The organism is Acidocella facilis ATCC 35904, assembly GCF_000687875.1.
GTDB lineage: Bacteria > Pseudomonadota > Alphaproteobacteria > Acetobacterales > Acetobacteraceae > Acidocella > Acidocella facilis.
Genome location: NZ_JHYG01000006.1, coordinates 1 through 18,745 on the forward strand (window position 1 = coordinate 1; position 18,745 = coordinate 18,745).

The window sequence follows — 18,745 nt, forward strand, 5'->3', positions numbered from 1 at the left end:
TTGGCGGCCGGGCGCAGTACCTTCTCATCGCCGCTGGATGCAGGCGCCTCGCGCCAGGCCAGCGTACCATCTTGCAGGTAGGGCTCCCTGATATAGGCGGAGAGCCCCTTGCCCATGATGGTGTCCACATCCTCATGCAGCAGCCCGGCCTCGATCAGCTCGCGGATCAAAAACCCGGTGCCGCCGGCGGCGTGGAAATGATTCACATCGGCCTGGCCATTGGGATAGATGCGGCACAGCAAAGGCGTCACCGCCGCCAGATCCGAAAGATCCTGCCAGGTGATGGTGATCCCCGCCGCCGCCGCCATCGGCAGCAGATGGATGGTATGGTTGGTCGACCCACCCGTGGCGTGCAGCGCCACAATCGCATTCACGAAGCTGCGCTCATCGATCATCCGGCCCACCGGCTGGAAATTCTCGCCCAGCGCCGTCTGGCTCATCACACGCTCAACCGCGAAGTCCGTCAGCGCGTCGCGCAACGGCGTGCCGGGATTCACGAAGGCCGAGCCCGGCACATGCAGCCCCATGATCTCGACCAGCATCTGGTTGGTGTTGGCGGTGCCGTAGAAGGTGCAGGTGCCCGGCGCGTGGTAGGCTTCGCCTTCCGCCTTCAGCAGCGCCGCGCGGTCGATCTTGCCTTCCGCATAAAGCTGGCGGATCTTGGCTTTTTCGGAATTGGGCAGGCCGGAGGGCATCGGTCCGGCGGGGATCAGCACCGAGGGCAGATGCCCGAAGCTCAGCATGCCGATCACCAGCCCCGGCACGATCTTATCGCAAATCCCAAGGAAACAAGCGGCATCGAAGGTGTTGTGCGAGAGCGCCACACCGGTTGCCAGCGCGATCACGTCCCGCGAGAACAGCGACAGCTCCATGCCGGCCTCGCCCTGCGTCACCCCATCGCACATGGCCGGCACGCCGCCCGCCACCATCGCCACGCCACCAACCTTGCGCGCCGCCTCGCGGATCTGCTCCGGGTAGGTTTCGTAGGGGCGATGCGCGGAGAGCATGTCGTTATAGGCGGTAACGATGGCGAGGCTGCCGCCATCGCCGTCGCGCAGCACGGCCTTGTCGCCCGCGCCGCAGCCGGCGAAGCCGTGCGCCTGGTTGGCGCAGCCCAGAGCCTGGCGCTTGGGCTTGTGGCTGGCCGCCTGCGCCACGCGCTGCAGGTAGCGCGAGCGCGACCCACGGCTGCGCTCGATGATCCGGGCCGTGACTTCGGCAATGACAGGGTGAAGCATGTTACGCACTCCTCCGTTCAGGCGGCCAGATGCAGCCTTGCCACCACCTCATTCACCAACTCCGGCGCGGGCGCGCCGGTATCGATGGTGATGGCGTTTTCTTCCGCTGTCGGTTCTTCCAGCGTGGCGAACTGGCTGTCCAGCAGGCTCACGGGCATATAATGCCCCTGGCGCGCCGCCAGCCGGCTTTCGATCAGGGTGAAGCTGCCGCGCAGATAGACAAAGAGCACATCATCATGCCCTGCCGCGATGATCTCGCGATAGCGCCGGCGCAGGGCCGAGCAGGCGATGATCCCGCTCTGCCCCGCCTGGCGCCAGCCCTCGATGGTGGCGGCGATGTCGCGCAGCCAGGGCTCGCGGTCATCATCGCTCAGCGGGATGCCCCGGCGCATCTTCTCGACATTGGCCGGCGGATGCAGCGCATCGCCTTCCGTGAAATCCCAGCCCAGCCTGCCGGACAGCATGGCGGCGACAGTGGATTTGCCGCAGCCCGAAACACCCATGACAATGATGAAGGCCAATGCGCTTACTCCGGGGCCTGGATCGGCTCGATCCGGCCCAGCACCACGACATAGAAGAAGATGCCGACGATCAGCACAATCCCCGCCACCAGGAAAGCCAGCTCGAAATTATTGCTGGCGCCGACGATGAAGCCGGTGACGATGGGGGCGACGACGCCCATCATGTTGTTGAGAAAATTCATGATGCCGCCAACGGTGCCGGTGCCGCCCTTGGGCGCGATCAGCGAGGGGATGGACCAGCCGATCGGCGCGGAGGCGGCAAGGCCGGACAGTGCGATGGAAATCCAGGCAATCGCCCAGACGGGATTGGTGGTCTGAGTGGCGCCGAACACCGCCAGGCCGAACAACATGCCGATGATCAGCACGCTCTTGCGCACTTTGGTCTCGTCATAGCCTTTGGCGACCAGACGATCGACCAGCAGCCCGCCGAAGAGAATGTCGGAGGCGGTGGCGCAGGCCCAGGGAATGGCGGCAAAACCGGCGGATTTGATGATGCTCATATGCATCGCCTGCACCAGATAGCCCGGCAGCCAGGTGAGGAAGAGATAGAAACTATAGCCATAGGCCGCGAAACCCAGGCTCAAGCCCCAGACTTTCGGCTGCCGCAGCAGATAGGCCAGCATCGCGCCGGCATTGGTGTCGGACTGGCCTTCCGGCGTGGCGCCGCCTTCGAGTATGTAGGCATGCTCTTCGCGGCTCAGCTTCGGATCGGCCGAGGGGTCGCGATAGATGAAATAGAAGGCGACGAAATACAGGAAGCTGAGAACGGCGGTGAGGCCAAAGCCCCAGCGCCAGCCAAAGCCGACGACAACGAAGGCGACCAGCGGCACGCCGATGACGTTGGAGAATTTCGCCGCCGCGTCAAACAAGGCGGTGGCAACAGAGCGCTCCTGGCGCGGGAACCAATAGCCGGTGGCCTTGGCGCTGGCGGGAAAGCCCGGCGCCTCGGCGATGCCCAGCAGCATGCGCGCGACGAAAATGCCGCCAAACCCGCCGGTGAAGGCCACCGCACCCGAGGCGATGGCCCAGAGGAAGGTGCCCCAACGCCCGATCCGGGTGACGCCGAACCGATCCAGGATCATCCCCACCGGAATCTGGGTCAGCGCATAGGACCAGAAGAAGGCGCTGAACAGCAGCCCCATATCGGCGGTGGTGAGGTGAAACTCCGCCTTCAACTGCGGCGCGGCGACGGAGAGATTGATCCGGTCGATATAGTTGATCAGCACGCCGGTGCCGAGCAGGCCGCCGATAACCCAGCGGCGACGGGGGATGATGGTGGTCATGCTTCCTCCAGGAAGGTTTGTTGTGTGTCGCTGCTAGCGCTAACATCTGGCTTCGTAAAGCAGAATCTGTCATGCGCTTCGGAATCAGGAGACGAAAAAATGGCCGGGCGTAAACCGCGCACCACGATGACGGGGCGTGTGACGATGCAGGATGTGGCGGCGCAGGCCGGGACTAGCATGATCAGCGTGTCGCGGGTCTTCCGCAGTGGCGGCCAGGTCAGCCCCGCCTTGCGGGCCCGAATCGAGGCCGCCGCGGCCAAGCTCGGCTATGTGCCGGACCGCGCGGCGAGCGCCCTGGCCTCGGCCCGGTCGATGAATGTGGCGGTGCTGATCCCTTCGATCACCAACACTGTCTTCGTGGAAATGCTGGCGGGGATCGACGAGGTGCTCTCCCCACACGGCTATCAGATGATCATGGCCACGACGCTCTATTCCGCCGCCGAGGAGCTGCGGCTGTTGCGCGGCCTGTTGGCCTTCCGGCCCGACGGGGTGCTGCTGACCGGCATCGATCATCAGCCCGCCACGCTGCAGCTGCTGCAAAGCCAGGCCTTGCCGGCGGTGCATATGATGGAGCTGAACGGGCAGCCCGGCGCCTACTCTGTCGGATTTTCACAGGAGCAGGGCGGTGCCGCGATTGCCCGGCATTTCCTGGCGCGCGGCTATCGCAAGCTGGGCTTTGTCGCGGCACAGCTCGATCCGCGGACCATCGCCCGCGGGGCCGGGTTCCGCCAGGCTGTGAGGGAGGCAGGGGAGGCCGCGCCTTATGAATTGATGGTGCCGGAGCGCTCCTCGGTAGGGTTGGGGGCAAAGCTGCTGCAAGAGGCGCTGGCGGCGCGCCCCGCGCTCGATGCGTTGTTTTTCTGCAATGACGATCTGGCACAGGGCGCGTTGTTTCAAGCGCAGCGCCTTGGCCTGGCGGTGCCAGGGCGGCTGGCGATCGCCGGGTTCAACGACCTGCCAGCCTCGGCCTGGACCAGCCCGGCACTGACCAGCGTGGCGACGCCGCGCGAGCAGGTGGGGCGGCGGGCGGCCGCGATGCTGCTGGAGCTGATGGCCGGGCGCGAGCCGCCGACGCGCTGCGAGGATCTTGGCTTTACCCTCAATGTTCGGGAGAGTAGCTAACCCCGTTTGCGCTCCGCCGTGGCCAGGGCCAGGGCCATGGAGAGCGCCATCGTCGCCGAGAGGGTGCGGAAGGCGCCCAGATCGGCCTCCGCCACTTCAAGCCAGGATTGCGCGAGGGCGGCGATGGGGGAGAAGGCGGAATCGGTGATGGCGACGATCGGCACGCCGCGCCCCGCCGCCTGCGCGGCGATCTGCACCGTCGCTGGCGCGTAGGGCGTGAAGCTGATCGCCAGCATTACATCCTCGGCGCCGGCGCTGGCGGCCTGCACATCCACCATGCCGCCGACATTATCCAGCAGCATATGCGCCACGCCGAGATTGCCGAGCATGTAGGAGAGATAGGCGGCGACCGGGAAGGTGCGGCGCTGGGCGAGCAGATAGATCATCCGCGCCTGCGCCAGCCCCTCCACCGCCTTGTCGAACGAACCCGGCGCCACCGAGCCGGCGAGGCGGTTGAGCGAGTGTATGGATGTCTCGACGAGTTTTCCGAGCATCGGCGCGGAATCGAAGCCGGGGCCGGTTTCGTCCTGCAATTTCACCAGCCGCTCCTGGTAATCCGGCCAGCGCTCGCGCAGCCGGTCGCGCAGCACCTGCTGTAATTCCGAGAAGCCGGAATAGCCGAGTGTCTGCGCGAAACGGATCAGCGCCGAGGGCTGCACCCCGGCGGCGACAGCGAGTTCGGCCACCGTGCCCAGCGCCATCTCATCCGGCCGTTCGAGCGCAAAGGCGGCCACCTGCGCCAGGCGCTTGGGCAGGCCGGGCTGGCGGGTGAGCAAGGTTTCACGCAGGGCGGAAAAGCTGCGCGGGGCGGCGGAGGAGGAAGCGGACATCGGGCTCGATTATGGAATGGAAGCTGATTTGTAGAACGAAAATTCCATTTTTGGAAGGAAGAATTCAAAATCCCTAGATACAAACAGAATTTAAATTCTGTTCTTGCGGATTAAATGGAATTGGTGTTTCATATTCGCCGTCAATCAAGGACGGCCGCGGCGTATGAGCTCCGGCTCAACAAAGGAGCGCCAGATGCAAACGCTTGGTCATTTTATCAACGGCAAGCCCGTTCCGGGCGCCGGGTCCCGCAGCCTGCCGGTTTTCAACCCCGCTACCGGGGCGCAGAGCAAGCAGGTCGCCGTCGCCACCAAGGATGAGGTGGAGGCCGCCATCGCCGCCGCCGCCGCCGCCTTCCCGGCCTGGGCCGCGACGCCGCCGCTGCGCCGGGCGCGGATCATGTTCAAATTCAAGGATCTGTTGGAGGCCCACGCCAAGGAGCTGGCGGAGCTGATCTCCTCCGAGCATGGCAAGGTGTTTTCCGACGCGCTGGGCGAGGTGACGCGCGGCGTTGAGGTGGTTGAGTTCGCCTGCGGCATTCCGGATCTGCTGAAGGGTGAGTATTCTGAGAATGTCGGCACCAATATCGACAGCTACAGCGTGCGCCAGGCGCTCGGCGTGTGCGCGGGCATCACCCCGTTCAACTTCCCGGCGATGGTGCCGCTCTGGATGTTCCCGGTGGCGCTGGCCTGCGGGAACAGCTTTGTGCTGAAAGTGTCCGAAAAGGTGCCCTCCGCCGCGCTGCGTATGGCCGAGCTGTTGCAGCAGGCGGGCCTGCCGGATGGCGTGTTCAATGTGGTGAATGGCGACAAGGATGTGGTGGAGCAGCTGCTGCATGATCCGCGCATCGCGGCGGTGAGCTTCGTCGGCTCCACGCCGATCGCCGAATATGTTTATGCCACCGGCACCAAGGCCGGCAAGCGCGTGCAGGCGCTGGGCGGGGCGAAGAACCATCTGGTGGTGATGCCGGATGCGGATCTGGACCAGGCGGTGGATGCGCTGATGGGCGCGGCCTACGGCTCCGCCGGCGAGCGCTGCATGGCGGTGTCCGTTGCCGTGCCGGTTGGCCCGGTGGCCGAGCCGCTGGTGCAGAAGATCGCCGAGCGGGCACGGTCCTTGAAGATCGGGCCGGGCAGCGACAAGGAGGCCGAGATGGGCCCGCTGGTCACGGCGCAGCACAAGGAGAAGGTCGAGGGCTATATCGCCAAGGGCCTTGAGGAAGGCGCCAAGGCGGTGCTGGATGGGCGCGGCCTGACCTTGCAGGGCAATGAGCAGGGCTATTTCACCGGCGCGACGCTGCTCGACCATGTGACGCCGGAGATGAGCGTCTATAAGGACGAGATTTTCGGCCCGGTGCTCAGCGTGGTGCGCCAGCCCAGCTTCGCGGCGGCGCTGGAGTTGGTGAACAAGCATGAGTTCGGCAATGGCGCGGTCATCTATACCTCCGATGGCGATACCGCGCGGGCCTTCACCACCGGCGTTCTGGCCGGGATGGTGGGGGTGAATGTGCCGGTCCCGGTGCCGATGGCGTTCCATTCCTTCGGCGGCTGGAAGCGCTCCCTGTTCGGTGACCATGCGATCCATGGCCGCGAGGGGGTGCGGTTTTATACCAGGCTGAAGACCATCACCTCGCGCTGGCCCACCGGCATCCGCAAAGGCGCCGAATACGCCATGCCCACCATGAAATAAAAGTTTTTGGGGTGAAGCCCTTTTTTCAAAAAGGGCTTCAAAACGCTGGGGGCTTTGGCAACATATGCCAAAGCCCCCAACTTTTTACGCGGCATCCACCAACACCAGCTCCGCATCCTCCAGCGCCTCGATGGTAATGCTGGTCTCACCGGTGATCGCCGCGCCATCGCGCTCATTCAGCGTCAGACCATTCACGCTCACCTTACCCGTCGCCGGCACCAGATAAGCGTGGCGCTCGGGCGTCAGATCATAGGTGATGCGCTCGCCTTTTTTCAGCGTGCCGCCCGATAGCCGCGCCTCGGCGTGGATTTTCAGCGCCTCCGCATCCTCGGCAAAACCCGAGGCCAGGGTGACGAATTTGCCCTCGCGCCCATCCTTCGGGAAAGGCCGGGTGCCCCAGCTCGGCGCATGGCCGCGGCTGGAAGGGAGGATCCAGATCTGGAACAGTTCCGTGGCCTCGTTTTCCAGATTGAATTCGCTATGGGTGATGCCGGTGCCAGCCGACATCACCTGCACATCCCCCGCCTCGGTGCGGCCGTGATTGCCGAGATTGTCGCGATGGGTGATGGCGCCTTTGCGGACATAGGTGATGATTTCCATGTTCTCATGCGGATGCGGCGGAAAGCCGGCGCCGGCTTCGATATGGTCGTCGTTCCAGACGCGCAGCCGGCCCCAGCCCATGCGCGCGCTGTCGTGATACGAGGCGAAAGAGAAATGATGCTTGGCGTCCAGCCAGCCATGGTTGGCGCCGCCAAGGGATTTGAAGGGACGATGCTCGATCATGTTGTGCTCCTCGGGGCCGCGCCCCGCTTTGGTATGAGCGAGAGATAGAGCTGGACATGTTTCGATAAAATAGAAATGATCGAACATTATCTGTTCCGAAAGTTTCAACATGGCGATGCCGGATTTCGAGGCCTGGGCGATTTTCGCGAAGGTGGCGGCGCGGGGCTCCTTCAGCGGCGCGGCGCGGGAGCTGGGGCTGTCGCACCCGACCATCTCCAAGGCCATCGCCCGGCTGGAGCGGCGGCTGGGGGCGGGGTTGTTTCACCGCACCTCGCGCCGACTCTCCCTCACCCAGACCGGGCAGGCGGCGCTGGCGCGGGCACAGCGGATTCTGGCCGAAGGCGAGGCGGCGGAGGCCGAGGCGGCGGCGCAGAGCGAACAGCCGCGCGGGCTGGTGCGGCTGGCGGCGCCGATGTCCTTCGGGGTGCGGCATCTCGCCCCGTTGCTGCCGGAGATTCTGGCGCGCTATCCGCAGCTGGAGATCGAGCTTTCGCTCAGTGACAGCCAGGTGGATCTGGTGGCGGAGCGCTTCGATGTGGCGCTGCGGATCGCGGCCTTGTCCGACTCGTCGCTGCTGGGACGCAGGCTTTGCACGGTGCGCCGGCCGCTGGTGGCGAGCCCCGCCTATCTCGACCGCTATGGCCGGCCCAGCCATCCGCGTGAGCTGCAGCAGCACCAGGCGCTGCTTTATACGAATATCGCGCAGCCGGGGCTGTGGCGGTTTCAGCATGAGCGGCTGGGCGACTATGCGGTGCCGGTGCAAGGGCGGTTGCGGGCGAATAATGCGGATGTGCTGAGCGGCGCGCTGCTGGCCGGGCAGGGCATGGCGCTGCAGCCGGATTTCATGGTCTGGCAGGATCTCGCGCAGGGCCGCCTGGAAGAGATGCTGCCGGGGTGGGAGGTGGCGCCGGTGGCGCTGAACCTGCTCACCCCGCCCGGGCCGCTGCGCCCGGCACGGGTAAGGGTGCTGCTGGAGGAGCTGGCGCGGGCCTTCGGCGCCGCGCCCTGGTCAAGAGCGGCTTAGGCTGCCGCCCGCCGGGCCAGGGCGGCCAGAATCGTCCGCTCCGACTGGTTGAGATAGGTTTCGAGCGAGGCGGCGGCGGCGGCCGGCCGGCCTTGTTCCAGCAAGGATATGATCGCCTCGTTCATATCGACATAGGGCGCATGCAGCAGCTCGGGATCATCGAGCAGGAAAAACGCCAGACGCAGCTCCGCCGAGACCTGGGCGTAGAAGCCGCTGAGGCGTTCGCTATCCGCCAGCTCAACGATGGCGGTGTGAAAGCGCATATTGGCGCTGCCGACCTCGCGCCAATCCAGACGCTGGCGGGCGGCGCGCGCGCTCTGCACGGCCGCGCGCATACGCGCGGCGGCGGGATGGTTGGGATAGGCGTGCGCCAGAGCCGGGCATTCGAGCATCCGGCGCACGCGATAAATATCGATCACCGCGGCAATGCTGGGGGTGGTGACGAAGACGCCGCGATTGGCCTTGTGCTCCAGCAAGCCCTCCTTGGTGAGCAGCCGGAAAGCCTCGCGCAGCGTGTTGCGGGAGACGTCGAGCTCGTCGCACAAAGCCTGTTCGGAGAGGCGCTGACCGGGGGTGAAGGCGCCGCCGATCAACCCCTCGCGCAATTGATTGGCGAGTTTCTGGGGCAGCGGCAGCGCGAGATCCTGGTCCATTTCCGGTCTTTTATCCTTTGGCGGCGGCGATGTGGCCGCCTCTCCATGGGCTGTGCTTAGCCGATGCCACGGCGCCTCGCCAGACGCCGGCGCGGCGTGGATTTTGCGGTGCAGCATGAAATTGCATCAGCAGCGAGCGGGTTGTTCAAGAAACATTCAATGGTTGACCAATTATTCCTCCATATCGTAGGATGATCAAAATAAAATTGTTGAACAATGTTGACGGTTTGATCTTTCCTGCGGCAGGTTTTGTAGGACAGCATTGGGCTGGGCGGCGTAAATAAAGGGAGAGTGTGATGGCGCAGGTGACAATTCCACAATCGGGCTTGAGCCCGGCAGCCCGGCGCAAGGGCTATATTGCGGCGATCATGATCATGGCGATGTCGGCGGTGGGGCCCGGCTTCATCACCCAGACCGCGACCTTCACCGCGAAGATGGGGGCGGCCTTCGCCTTCGCCATCCTGGCCTCCATCATCATCGATTTCGTCATTCAGGCGAATATCTGGCGCATGGTGACGATCACCCGCATGCGCGCCGCGGATATCGCCAATGCCGCCATTCCCGGCTCGGGCTATCTGCTCGCGGTGCTGATCATCGTCGGTGGCCTGTTCTTCAATATCGGCAATATCGCCGGCGCCGGGCTGGGCCTGAACGCGCTGGTGGATATGGACCCGAAGATTGGCGGCGCGGCCGCGGCGATCGTCGCGATTATCATCTTCCTCTCCAAGCGCGCCGGCATTGCCATGGACCGCGTGGTGCTGGTGGCCGGTGCGGTGAAGCTGGCGCTGGTGCTGTATGCCTGCGTGGTTGCAGCGCCGCCGGTGGGTGAGGCGCTGCGCCAGAGCATCATGCCGGATCACATTAATTTCGCTACCATCACCACCATCGTCGGCGGCACGGTGGGCGGCTATATCACCTATGCCGGCGCGCATCGGCTGCTGGATAAAGGCGCTGTCGGGCCCGAGCATATTGCCGAGGCGAACAAGGCGGCGATCACCGGCATTCTGGTGACCGGCGTGATGCGCTACATCCTGTTCCTGGCGGTGCTGGGCGTGGTGGCCACGGGCACCGTCATCACCTTCTCCGGCAAGGATGCCAACCCCGCCGGCCAGGCCTTCCTCGCCTCCTGCGGGCCGATCGGCTACCGCATTTTCGGCGCGGTGTTCCTGGCCTCCGCGATGACCAGCATCATCGGGGCCGGCTATACCTCCGTCACCTTCGTGACCGCCTTCAAGAAAGACATGACCGAGCGGCATCGCAATTTCGCCACTGTCGGCTTTATCCTGTTCTCGCTGCTCTGCTTTGAGCTGATGAAGACTACGCCGGCGGCAATGCTGGTGTTCGTCGGCGGGTTGAACGGGCTGGTGCTGCCGGTGGGCCTCTCCATCTTCCTGTTCGCCGCCGTGGCCTGCAAGAAGCTGATGGGCGGCTATCACTATCCGCGCTGGCTGCTGGGGCTGGGCGTGCTGGTCTGCCTGCTGACATGGTATATGGCCTACAAGTCGGTCGGGCCGATCTTCGCCTTCCTCGGTAAGTAAAAACGTTACAGGAGACACGCATGGTCAGCATCGATTTGAACAGTGATCTGGGCGAGGGCTATGGCGCCTGGAAGATGGGTGATGACCAGGCGATGCTCGAAATCGTCTCCAGCGCCAATGTCGCTTGCGGGTTTCACGCCGGCGATCCGGCGGGGCTGCTGAAGACGGTGCAGACAGCCGCCGCGATGAAGGTGGCGATCGGCGCGCATGTCTCCTACCCGGATCGTGTCGGCTTTGGCCGGCGCGATATGGATGTGACCTCTGAGGAGCTGATCGGCGATGTGATCTATCAGATTGGCGCGCTGCAGGGGATTGCGAAAGCGGCGGGAACCAGCGTGCGCTATGTGAAGCCGCATGGCGCGCTCTATAACCATATCGCCAACCATGAGCGTCAGGCGCTGGCGGTGATCAAGGCGATCAAGCTGATCGACCCGGCGCTGGTGCTGATGGGGCTGGCGGGGACGCCGGTTCTGAAGCTGGCGAAATCCGAAGGGTTGCAGGTTGTCGGCGAAGTTTTCGCGGACCGTGGCTACACCCGGGAGGGCCTGCTCGTCTCCCGGCGTGAGCCTGGCGCGGTGTTGCATGATGCGGCGCAGGTGGCGCGGCGTATGCTCAATTTCGTGCGCACCGGCCTCATCACCGCGCAGGACGGTACTGAAATCCGCATCGAGGCGCAGTCCATCTGTGTCCATGGCGACAGCCCCGGGGCGGTGACGATGGCGCGTGAAATCCGCACCCTTTTCCAAGCCGAATCGATTGGCGTCCGCGCCTTCGCCGGCGCCGCCTGAGGAGCCGCGATGATGACCCCAGAAGCTTTTTTGTCGCATACGGATGCAAGCGCTGCGCGCCAGGCGCGGGCCGCCTACCGGGCCGGGCAGGTGGCGCCGACATCCGGCATCGCCCCCGGGTTCACCCAGGCGAATATGATCGTGCTGCCGCGCGACTGGGCGTTTGACTTCCTGCTGTTCGCGCAGCGCAACCCCAAGCCCTGCCCGGTGCTGGATGTCTCCGACCCCGGCGTGCCGACAACCGCGCTTGCCCCCGGCGCCGATTTGCGCACGGATTTGCCGCTCTACCGCATCTGGCGCGACGGCAAGCTGGCTGAGGAAACCCCGGATGCCAGCCGCGCCTGGGCGGAGCGGGACGATCTTGTCGCGTTTCTCATCGGCTGCAGCTTCACCTTTGAAACGCCACTGGTGGAGGCCGGCATCGAGATCCGCCACATGACGGACAGGACCAACGTGCCGATGTATCTCACCAACCAGCCCTGCCGCCCGGCCGGGCGGTTGCGGGGGAATATGGTGGTCTCCATGCGGCCCATTCCGGGGGGGCGGGTTGCTGAGGCCGCCACCATTTCCGGACGTTTCCCCGCCGTGCATGGCGCGCCGGTGCATGTGGGCATGCCCGAGGCAATCGGCATCGCGGATCTTGCGCAGCCTGATTTCGGTGACGCGGTGCGGATCGCGCCGGGGGAGGTGCCGGTGTTCTGGGCCTGCGGGGTTACGCCGCAAGCGGTGGTCATGGCCTCTGGCGTGCCCTTTGCCATCACCCACGCGCCCGGCCACATGTTCATCACCGATATTCCCGACTCAGCCTACCACGTCTGAGACCATGATCCGATTTCTCCCCGTTAATCTCAGCACGTTGCTGGTTGAGCTGAATGATCTGGACGAGACGCTGGCGCTGCTCGCCTCGCTGCAGGCCGCGCCGCTGCCGGGGATGAAGGAGCTGGTGCCGGCGGCGCGCACGCTGATGATCGGCTTCGCCCCGGAAGAGACCAGCGCCGAGGAGATTGCCGCCGGTGTCGCGGCGCGCGACCTGGTGGCGCCGCTGGCGCGCGAGGCGACGCTGGTGGAGGTGCCGGTGCGTTACGATGGCGAGGATCTCGAAGAGGTTGCCGCCATCACCGGGCTTTCGGTGGAGGAGGTGATCCGCCGCCATAGCGCGGCCACCTACATGGTGGCGTTTTGCGGGTTCGCGCCGGGGTTCGGCTATCTGGTTGGCGGCGATCCTGCCTTGCAGGTGCCCCGGCGCAAGAGCCCGCGCACGCGGATCCCGGCGGGGTCGGTGGCGCTGGCGGGGGCCTTCACCGGCGTGTATCCGCAGAACAGCCCTGGCGGCTGGCAGATCATCGGCACCACGCCGGTGAAGATGTGGGATATTGGCCGCAATCCGCCGGCCTATTTTCAGCCAGGCTATCAGGTGCGCTTTACCGATCTGGCGAAGGTGAAGACGCAGGTTCAGGTTGCGGCCGTTGCCGAGGCTGTTGCGGTCGATGCAGGCGGCGCCTTCAAAATTCTCTCAGCACCGCTGCCGCCTTTGTTTCAGGATCTCGGGCGCTTCGGGCAGACCGGGCAGGGTGTGTCCGCTTCCGGCGCGCTGGATCGCGGCGCGTTCAAGGCAGCAAACCGCGTTGTCGGCAATGATGAGAGCGCGGTTTGTCTGGAGCTGATGGGGGGCGGATTTTCCTTCCGCGTGCAAGAGGCGGCGGTGATTGCGCTGACCGGCGCGCCGTGCGGGATTTCCATTCGTACGGCCGCCGGTCAGGGGCTTTCGCCTAGTCCGTATGTGCCGATCGCGCTGGAGCCGGGGGATGTGGTGAGCCTGGCCGCCCCGGCGCGGGGGATGCGTTATTATCTCGCCGTGCGCGGCGGGTTTGAGGTGGAGATCATCCTCGGCAGTGCGGCGACGGATACGCTGGCGATTGTCGGCCCCGCCCCCGTGCAGGCGGGGCAGACGCTGAAGCTGAAACCAGCCTCCGGCCTGCGGGCGGTTTCGCTGGATGAAGCACCAGCCTTTGAATTTCCGAAAGCCGGAGATGAGGTCACGCTCGATCTGGTGATGGGGCCGCGGCCGGATTGGTTCACGGCTGAGGCGCTGGAGAGGCTCGCCACCGAGGCCTGGGTGGTAACGCCGCAATCCAACCGCGTCGGCATCCGGCTGGATGGTGAGGCTGTGCTGGAACGTTGCCGCACGGAGGAATTGCCCAGCGAAGGCACGGTGACCGGGGCGGTGGAGGTGCCGGCCAACGGCAAGCCGCTTTTGTTCCTGGCCGATCATCCGCTGACCGGCGGCTACCCGGTCATCGGCGCGGTGGCTGACTATCATCTCGACCTCGCCGGGCAGGTTCCGGTAGGGGCAAAAATTCGTTTCAAGCCGTTGAAGGCATTTTCAGAAATCACGCCGAATGGGCGGAGGGCCTAAAGTCATGAAAAAAATCCTGATCGCCAATCGCGGTGAAATCGCGGTGCGCATCATCCGGGCTTGCCGGGATTATGGTGTGGGCTCCGTTGCGGTGTATTCAGACCCGGATGCGGAGGCTTTGTTTGTCGGCATGGCCGATGAAGCCTACGCGCTGGGCGGGGCGAAGCCGGCTGAGACCTATCTTGATATCGAAAAGCTGCTGGCGGTTGCCAAGCGCGCCGGGGCGGATGCGGTGCATCCGGGCTACGGCTTCCTCTCCGAGCGGGCCGAATTCGCGCGCGCGGTGAAGGCGGCGGGGCTGATCTGGATCGGCCCGGAGGCGGAGGTGATCGACGCGCTGGGCGATAAGGTTTCAGCCCGCAGGATCGCGCAATCGGTCGGTGCGCCGCTCGCGCCGGGTAGCGATGGGCCGGTGGAAAGCGGTGAGGCGGCCTTGGCCTTTGCCAAGCAGCACGGTTTGCCGATGGCGATCAAGGCGGCCTATGGCGGCGGCGGGCGCGGCATGAAGGTGGCGCGTAAGCTGGATGAGGTGAAGGAGCTTTACGAGTCCGCCGTGCGCGAGGCGGTGGCGGCATTCGGGCGCGGCGAGTGTTTTCTGGAACGCTTCCTGGATAAACCCCGCCATATCGAGGCGCAGATCATCGCTGACACGCATGGCAATGTGGTGGTGCTGGGCACGCGCGATTGCTCGCTGCAGCGGCGCAACCAGAAGCTGGTGGAAGAAGCGCCGGCGCCCTTCATTAGCGATGAACAGCGTGCGACCATCGAGGATGCGGCGAAGCGCGTTTGCGCCGCCGCCGGCTATACCAATGCCGGTACGGTCGAGTTTCTGCTTGGCCAGGACGGGATGATTTCCTTTCTGGAGGTGAATACCCGCCTGCAGGTGGAGCATCCGGTGACGGAGGAAACCGCAGGGGTGGATCTGGTGATCGAGCAGTTCCGCGTGGCGGAGGGCAAAAACCTGTCCATTACCGAAACGCCGCGCCCGCGGGGCCATGCGTTCGAGTTTCGCATCAATGCCGAGGATCCGGCGAAAGGGTTTTTGCCGACGCCGGGCAAGATCACCGCCTTCCTGCCGCCCTCCGGGCCGGGCGTGCGGCTGGATAGCGGCGTGGTCTCGGGCTCGATCATCCCCGGCCAGTATGATTCGCTGGTGGCGAAGCTGATCGTCACCGGCAAGACGCGCGCCGAGGCGTTGAAACGGGCAAGGCGGGCGCTGGCGGAATTCAAGATCGAGGGGGTGGCGACGGTGCTGCCCTTCCATCGCGCCGTGGTGGCGCATGAGGATTTTGCCGGCGATGACGGATTCGCCGTGCATACACGCTGGATCGAGACGGATTTCACCGGGGATTTGGAGCCCGCGCCGCGTCCGGCGCCGGTGGAGGAAGAGCTGGTGCGGCTGCCGCTGGAGATCGATGGCAAGCGCCATCAGATCGGCCTGCCGCGCAGTTTTCTGGCCGGCATGGCGCAACCGGGTACGGCCGCGCCGCAGGAAGCGGGGCGTGCCGCCAACGAAGTGCCGGCGCCGATTGCCGGCAGCGTGCAGGCCTGGAAGGTTGAGGATGGTGCCGAGGTAAAGCAAGGCGAACTGCTGGCGGTGATGGAAGCGATGAAGATGGAGGTGCAGATCACCGCGCCGCGCGACGGCATCTTTCAGCGCATCGCCAAGGAGGGCGCGTTTCTGAACGCCGGCGACGCCGTAGGCGCCTATAAGTCTTAAAAGTTTTTGGGGGGGTGGGGAGTTTTTTCAAATACTCCCCACGGAAGACGCGGCCACATCGCCGTCGTCCGCGCCTGAAAGGCTCTGTAGGCCTCCCCCCGCCGCGCCAGCATAGACGCCTCCAGCGGCGGCACGCCGGTGAGAAAGCGCAGCACCAGGAACATCAGCACCGGGGCGATGAAGGAAAGCCAGGAGAGCGGGCGGGTGCTCAGCGCCATCGCCGGGAAGGCGAGCCAGAGCAGCGCCTCGAACAGATAATTCGGATGCCGGCAGAGGCGCCAGAGACCCTCCTCGCAGATGCCGCCAGGGCTGGTCTGGCGGGCGCGCCAGGCGCGCAGCTGCGCATCGGCCAAAGCTTCGCCGCCAAGGCAGAGCAGCAGGATCAGCACGCCCAGTACATCGCCGGGGCGCACGCTTGGATCGGGCTGGGCAGCGGCGAGATAGAGGCTGATCGAGAGCAGGCCGGAGACCGGGCCTTGGCCCGCCATCAGCCAGGCCATCTGTTTCTGGAAGCCTGCACCAGCATCCTTGCGCATCTGCGCGTAACGCGCATCCTCTGGCCCGCTGGCGACGCGCAGCGCCACATGCAGCCCAAGCCGCAAGGACCAGACCAGCATCAGCCCGGCCAGCAGCGCATGGCGCCAGAGCGCGCCGGGGGCGGCCAGGGCCACGCCGGCCAGGGCGAGGCCGGTGGAAAAGGTCCAGACCACATCCACCCAGCCGGCATTGTGCAAAGCCCGTTGCAGAAACCACCCCGCCACCATGGCCAGCGTCACCGCCAGCCCGGCATAGAGGCAGAGGATCATGCGGTGGGCGCCAGCAGATAATGGCTCACCGCCCAGGGCTTGCCGCCGGCATGGCCGAACAGCCCGGCGGTGGCGAGGAAGAAGAGCCGCCAGCGGCGTTCCCAGAGCGGCGCCTCGGCGCCGTAGGTGGCGGCGAGGATTTTCCGGACCTCGCCGATCCGCGCATCATAATTTTGCAGCCAGTGTTTCGCGGTGCGGGCGTAATGCCTGCCATTCCAGCGCCAGTCCCGCTCCAGCGTGAACAAATCCGGGAACTGGGTGATCAGATCATGGCTGGGCATGATGCCGCCGGTGAAGAAATGCTGGGCGATCCAGTCGGCCTCATCCTCATGGTCGAAGCGGTAAGGCTGGCGCTCATGTGCGAAGACATGGATGAACAGCCGTCCCTCTGGCTTCAGCCAGCCGCGCACGCGGGTGAGCAGGGCGCGCCAATTGGCCATATGTTCGAACATTTCCACGGAGACGACGCGGTCGAAGCGCGCATCGGTGGAGAATTCGTTCATGTCGGCGGTGATGACGCGCAGATTGGCGAGCCCACGCGCGGCGGCTTCGGTTTCGATATATTGGCGCTGCGAGCCAGAGTTGGAGACGGCGACGATGCGCGCGCCGGGAAAGCGCGCCGCCATGAACAGGCTGAGCGAGCCCCAGCCGCAGCCCAGCTCCAGAATCTCCTGCCCGTCGGCGAGGCCGGCATGGGCGATGGTTTCCTCCAGCGCGTGCAGCTCGGCCTGGTCCAGCGTTTCGCGGCCGGTCGGGTAGAGGCAGCTCGAATATTTGCGCCGTTCGCCGAGGAAGAGCGCGAAAAACTCGGCGGGGATCTCGTAATGCTGGGCGTTGGCGGTGCTGGCATGGGCGGCGATGGGAAAGGCGGCCATGCCGGCGGCGAAACTGGCGCCGGACGGCGGGGCTTGGTCCAGCGCCCGCCTGGTGCGCGCCACTAGGCGGTTGATGCCAAGACCGATCAGCGCATCCGGCAGCGGCGCGCGCTCGGCAAGGGCGGAGAGGCGGGCGGCGAATGCGGTCATGCGGATCTCCTGATCAGCCGGGTGAGCCAGGGCAGGCGCAAGCCCCCGTCCAGCGAGGCGAGGCAGAGGCAGCCTTGGTTCCCGGCATGGGGCTGGTGGTTGGTGTGTTCGTCTTCCTCGATGAGGTCGCCGGCGGCGTAGCGGTCGGTTTCGTCATGAAAATCGCCATGCAGCACCTGGGTGAATTCGGCGCCGCCATGGCTATGGGCGAGCACGCGCTTATTCGCCGCCACACGCAGCAGCATGACATTATCTTTCGGCGCCCAGGGCAGGCGCACGCGGCTATAGCGCACGCCCGGCGCCACCCAGAGCCAGCGGCTGATCTCGGCACTGGCCAGAATCCGCGGCAGGGTGCCGGCAGGCAGGCGCAGATCCGCCTGGCGGGGCAAAGCCGGGCTGCGCGGCGCGGGCTGGTCCAGCCGCGCCAGCGTGTCGGTGAAGGCATCCAACGCCAGGGACTCCGGCGGCATGTCCTCCAGCATCTCACCGCCGACGGCTTCCAGCCGGGCGATTTCGGCGCGGCAATGCGGGCAACCCTCGGCATGCGCCGCCACCACCAGGGACTGGCCGGCGGGCAGGCTGCCGGCGGCGTAGGCCAACAGCGTCTCCGGGCTGGGATGGTGCAGGATCACGGCACCTCTCCCAGGCTGGAGCGCAGCTTGGCCATGGCCAGGCGGATGCGGGATTTCACCGTGCCCAGCGGCAGATCGAGCGCGCTGGCGATGGCGGCGTGGGGGGTATCGGAGAAGAAGAAGAGCTGCACGATCTGTTTCTGTTCAGGGCCGAGTTCGGCGATGGCGCCACGCAGGCGGGCGGCCTGCTCAGCGGCGAGGGTAAGGGTTTCGGCCGAGGGCGCCGCTTCGGGCTCCGGCTCGGGTTGCGGGGGCAGGCCCTTGGCGCGCCTGGCATGGTCGATGCGCGCATTGCGGGCGATGGCGAATACCCAGGTGGCGGCGCCGGCGCGGCTGGGGTCGAAATGCTCCGCCTTGCGCCAGAGCAGGATCATCACCTCCTGCGCCACCTCCTCGGCGGCGCCGGATTCCATGCCGGCGCGGCGCAGAAAGGATTTCACCCGGGGGGCGAAATGCTTGAACAAAGCCGCGAAGGCCTGTTTGTCGCGCGCGGTGGCGACCCGGCGGATCAAGGCCGCCAAGGTCGCCGCATCCGGGGCGGGGCTGCCGGCCTGGTTCACCGGCAGGGCCTGCGGCGGAGCGCGGCGGGCAGCAGAAGGAGGAGCAAAAGCATTCACAAACCATTATACGATACGTTGTCTAAATTGGATCAAGCCGGTTGATCCGAAACCCCGCGGAC

At 65.6% G+C, this 18,745-nt stretch carries 18 protein-coding genes; 8 read left to right on the plus strand and 10 right to left on the minus strand.

Annotation, left to right across the window (positions count from 1 at the left end; genetic code table 11):
* The 3 genes from T331_RS0109100 to T331_RS0109110 form a co-directional block, all read right to left on the minus strand.
* Nucleotides 1-1,238, minus strand: a 1,238-nt coding sequence (locus T331_RS0109100) for a dihydroxy-acid dehydratase domain-containing protein (protein WP_026439779.1), incomplete at its 3' end; no start/stop codon positions are given.
* A 17-nt stretch (nucleotides 1,239-1,255) separates the two neighbouring features.
* Nucleotides 1,256-1,759 carry a gluconokinase gene (locus tag T331_RS0109105; RefSeq protein WP_026439780.1) on the minus strand — a complete coding sequence of 168 codons (504 nt, stop codon included), beginning with the start codon at nucleotides 1,757-1,759 and terminating at the stop codon, nucleotides 1,256-1,258.
* Nucleotides 1,760-1,764: 5 nt separating this feature from the next.
* Nucleotides 1,765-3,042, minus strand: coding sequence for an MFS transporter (locus tag T331_RS0109110; protein ID WP_026439781.1), 1,278 nt, complete (start codon nucleotides 3,040-3,042; stop codon nucleotides 1,765-1,767).
* A gap of 99 nt (nucleotides 3,043-3,141) precedes the next feature.
* On the opposite strand from T331_RS0109110, the gene gntR reads away from it, so the two are divergent.
* A complete protein-coding gene (gntR, locus tag T331_RS0109115) occupies nucleotides 3,142-4,164 on the plus strand; it encodes an HTH-type transcriptional regulator GntR (RefSeq protein ID WP_026439782.1) in 1,023 nt (340 codons plus the stop codon).
* Here the strand turns inward: gntR and T331_RS0109120 are convergent.
* On the minus strand, nucleotides 4,161-4,994 hold the full coding sequence (locus tag T331_RS0109120) for a MurR/RpiR family transcriptional regulator (RefSeq protein WP_008495371.1): 834 nt from the start codon (nucleotides 4,992-4,994) through the stop codon (nucleotides 4,161-4,163). The genes gntR and T331_RS0109120 overlap by 4 nt on opposite strands.
* Nucleotides 4,995-5,187: 193 nt before the next feature.
* Between T331_RS0109120 and T331_RS0109125 the strand changes: the two genes are divergently transcribed.
* Nucleotides 5,188-6,681: a CoA-acylating methylmalonate-semialdehyde dehydrogenase gene (locus T331_RS0109125; protein ID WP_026439783.1), complete on the plus strand. Its 1,494-nt coding sequence runs from the start codon at nucleotides 5,188-5,190 to the stop codon at nucleotides 6,679-6,681.
* 84 nt (nucleotides 6,682-6,765) lie between these two features.
* Here T331_RS0109125 and T331_RS0109130 read toward each other — a convergent pair whose 3' ends face one another.
* Entirely contained in the window at nucleotides 6,766-7,464 is a 699-nt protein-coding gene (locus T331_RS0109130) for a pirin family protein (RefSeq protein ID WP_026439784.1), read from the minus strand.
* A gap of 109 nt (nucleotides 7,465-7,573) precedes the next feature.
* On the opposite strand from T331_RS0109130, the gene T331_RS0109135 reads away from it, so the two are divergent.
* Nucleotides 7,574-8,488, plus strand: a complete 915-nt coding sequence (locus T331_RS0109135; RefSeq protein WP_026439785.1) for a LysR family transcriptional regulator — start codon at nucleotides 7,574-7,576, stop codon at nucleotides 8,486-8,488.
* On the opposite strand, the gene T331_RS0109140 is transcribed toward T331_RS0109135, so the two are convergent.
* The gene (locus T331_RS0109140; RefSeq protein WP_026439786.1) at nucleotides 8,485-9,141 is read right to left on the minus strand and encodes a GntR family transcriptional regulator; all 657 of its coding nucleotides are present in this window, start codon (nucleotides 9,139-9,141) and stop codon (nucleotides 8,485-8,487) included. The genes T331_RS0109135 and T331_RS0109140 overlap by 4 nt on opposite strands.
* Nucleotides 9,142-9,437: 296 nt before the next feature.
* Here T331_RS0109140 and T331_RS0109145 point away from each other — a divergent pair, with 296 nt between their 5' ends.
* From T331_RS0109145 to T331_RS0109165, 5 genes are read left to right on the plus strand one after another with little or no spacing between them, the layout of a single operon-like run.
* The gene (locus tag T331_RS0109145) at nucleotides 9,438-10,679 is read left to right on the plus strand and encodes an NRAMP family divalent metal transporter (RefSeq protein WP_008495375.1); all 1,242 of its coding nucleotides are present in this window, start codon (nucleotides 9,438-9,440) and stop codon (nucleotides 10,677-10,679) included.
* 20 nt (nucleotides 10,680-10,699) lie between these two features.
* Nucleotides 10,700-11,467, plus strand: a complete 768-nt coding sequence (locus T331_RS0109150) for a LamB/YcsF family protein (RefSeq protein ID WP_026439788.1) — start codon at nucleotides 10,700-10,702, stop codon at nucleotides 11,465-11,467.
* A gap of 12 nt (nucleotides 11,468-11,479) precedes the next feature.
* A complete protein-coding gene (locus tag T331_RS0109155; RefSeq protein WP_035179819.1) occupies nucleotides 11,480-12,286 on the plus strand; it encodes a putative hydro-lyase in 807 nt (268 codons plus the stop codon).
* Nucleotides 12,287-12,290: 4 nt separating this feature from the next.
* Nucleotides 12,291-13,883: a 5-oxoprolinase subunit B/C family protein gene (locus tag T331_RS0109160; RefSeq protein WP_155992669.1), complete on the plus strand. Its 1,593-nt coding sequence runs from the start codon at nucleotides 12,291-12,293 to the stop codon at nucleotides 13,881-13,883.
* Between the two features lie 4 nt (nucleotides 13,884-13,887).
* Nucleotides 13,888-15,603, plus strand: coding sequence for an acetyl/propionyl/methylcrotonyl-CoA carboxylase subunit alpha (locus T331_RS0109165; RefSeq protein ID WP_026439791.1), 1,716 nt, complete (start codon nucleotides 13,888-13,890; stop codon nucleotides 15,601-15,603).
* Here the strand turns inward: T331_RS0109165 and T331_RS0109170 are convergent.
* Genes T331_RS0109170 through T331_RS0109185 form a run of 4 tightly spaced genes read right to left on the minus strand, consistent with a single transcriptional unit; the run spans nucleotide 15,600 to nucleotide 18,683 of the window.
* On the minus strand, nucleotides 15,600-16,409 hold the full coding sequence (locus T331_RS0109170; protein WP_026439792.1) for a DUF1295 domain-containing protein: 810 nt from the start codon (nucleotides 16,407-16,409) through the stop codon (nucleotides 15,600-15,602). The genes T331_RS0109165 and T331_RS0109170 overlap by 4 nt on opposite strands.
* Complete coding sequence (locus T331_RS0109175; protein WP_026439793.1) at nucleotides 16,406-17,434, minus strand: SAM-dependent methyltransferase; 1,029 nt, start codon at nucleotides 17,432-17,434, stop codon at nucleotides 16,406-16,408. Before T331_RS0109175 ends, T331_RS0109170 begins: the two co-directional genes overlap by 4 nt.
* On the minus strand, nucleotides 17,431-18,066 hold the full coding sequence (locus tag T331_RS0109180) for a ChrR family anti-sigma-E factor (RefSeq protein ID WP_026439794.1): 636 nt from the start codon (nucleotides 18,064-18,066) through the stop codon (nucleotides 17,431-17,433). Before T331_RS0109180 ends, T331_RS0109175 begins: the two co-directional genes overlap by 4 nt.
* Nucleotides 18,063-18,683, minus strand: a complete 621-nt coding sequence (locus T331_RS0109185) for a sigma-70 family RNA polymerase sigma factor (RefSeq protein WP_240376700.1) — start codon at nucleotides 18,681-18,683, stop codon at nucleotides 18,063-18,065. The genes T331_RS0109180 and T331_RS0109185 overlap by 4 nt, the downstream gene beginning before the upstream one ends.
* Nucleotides 18,684-18,745: the final 62 nt, after the last annotated feature.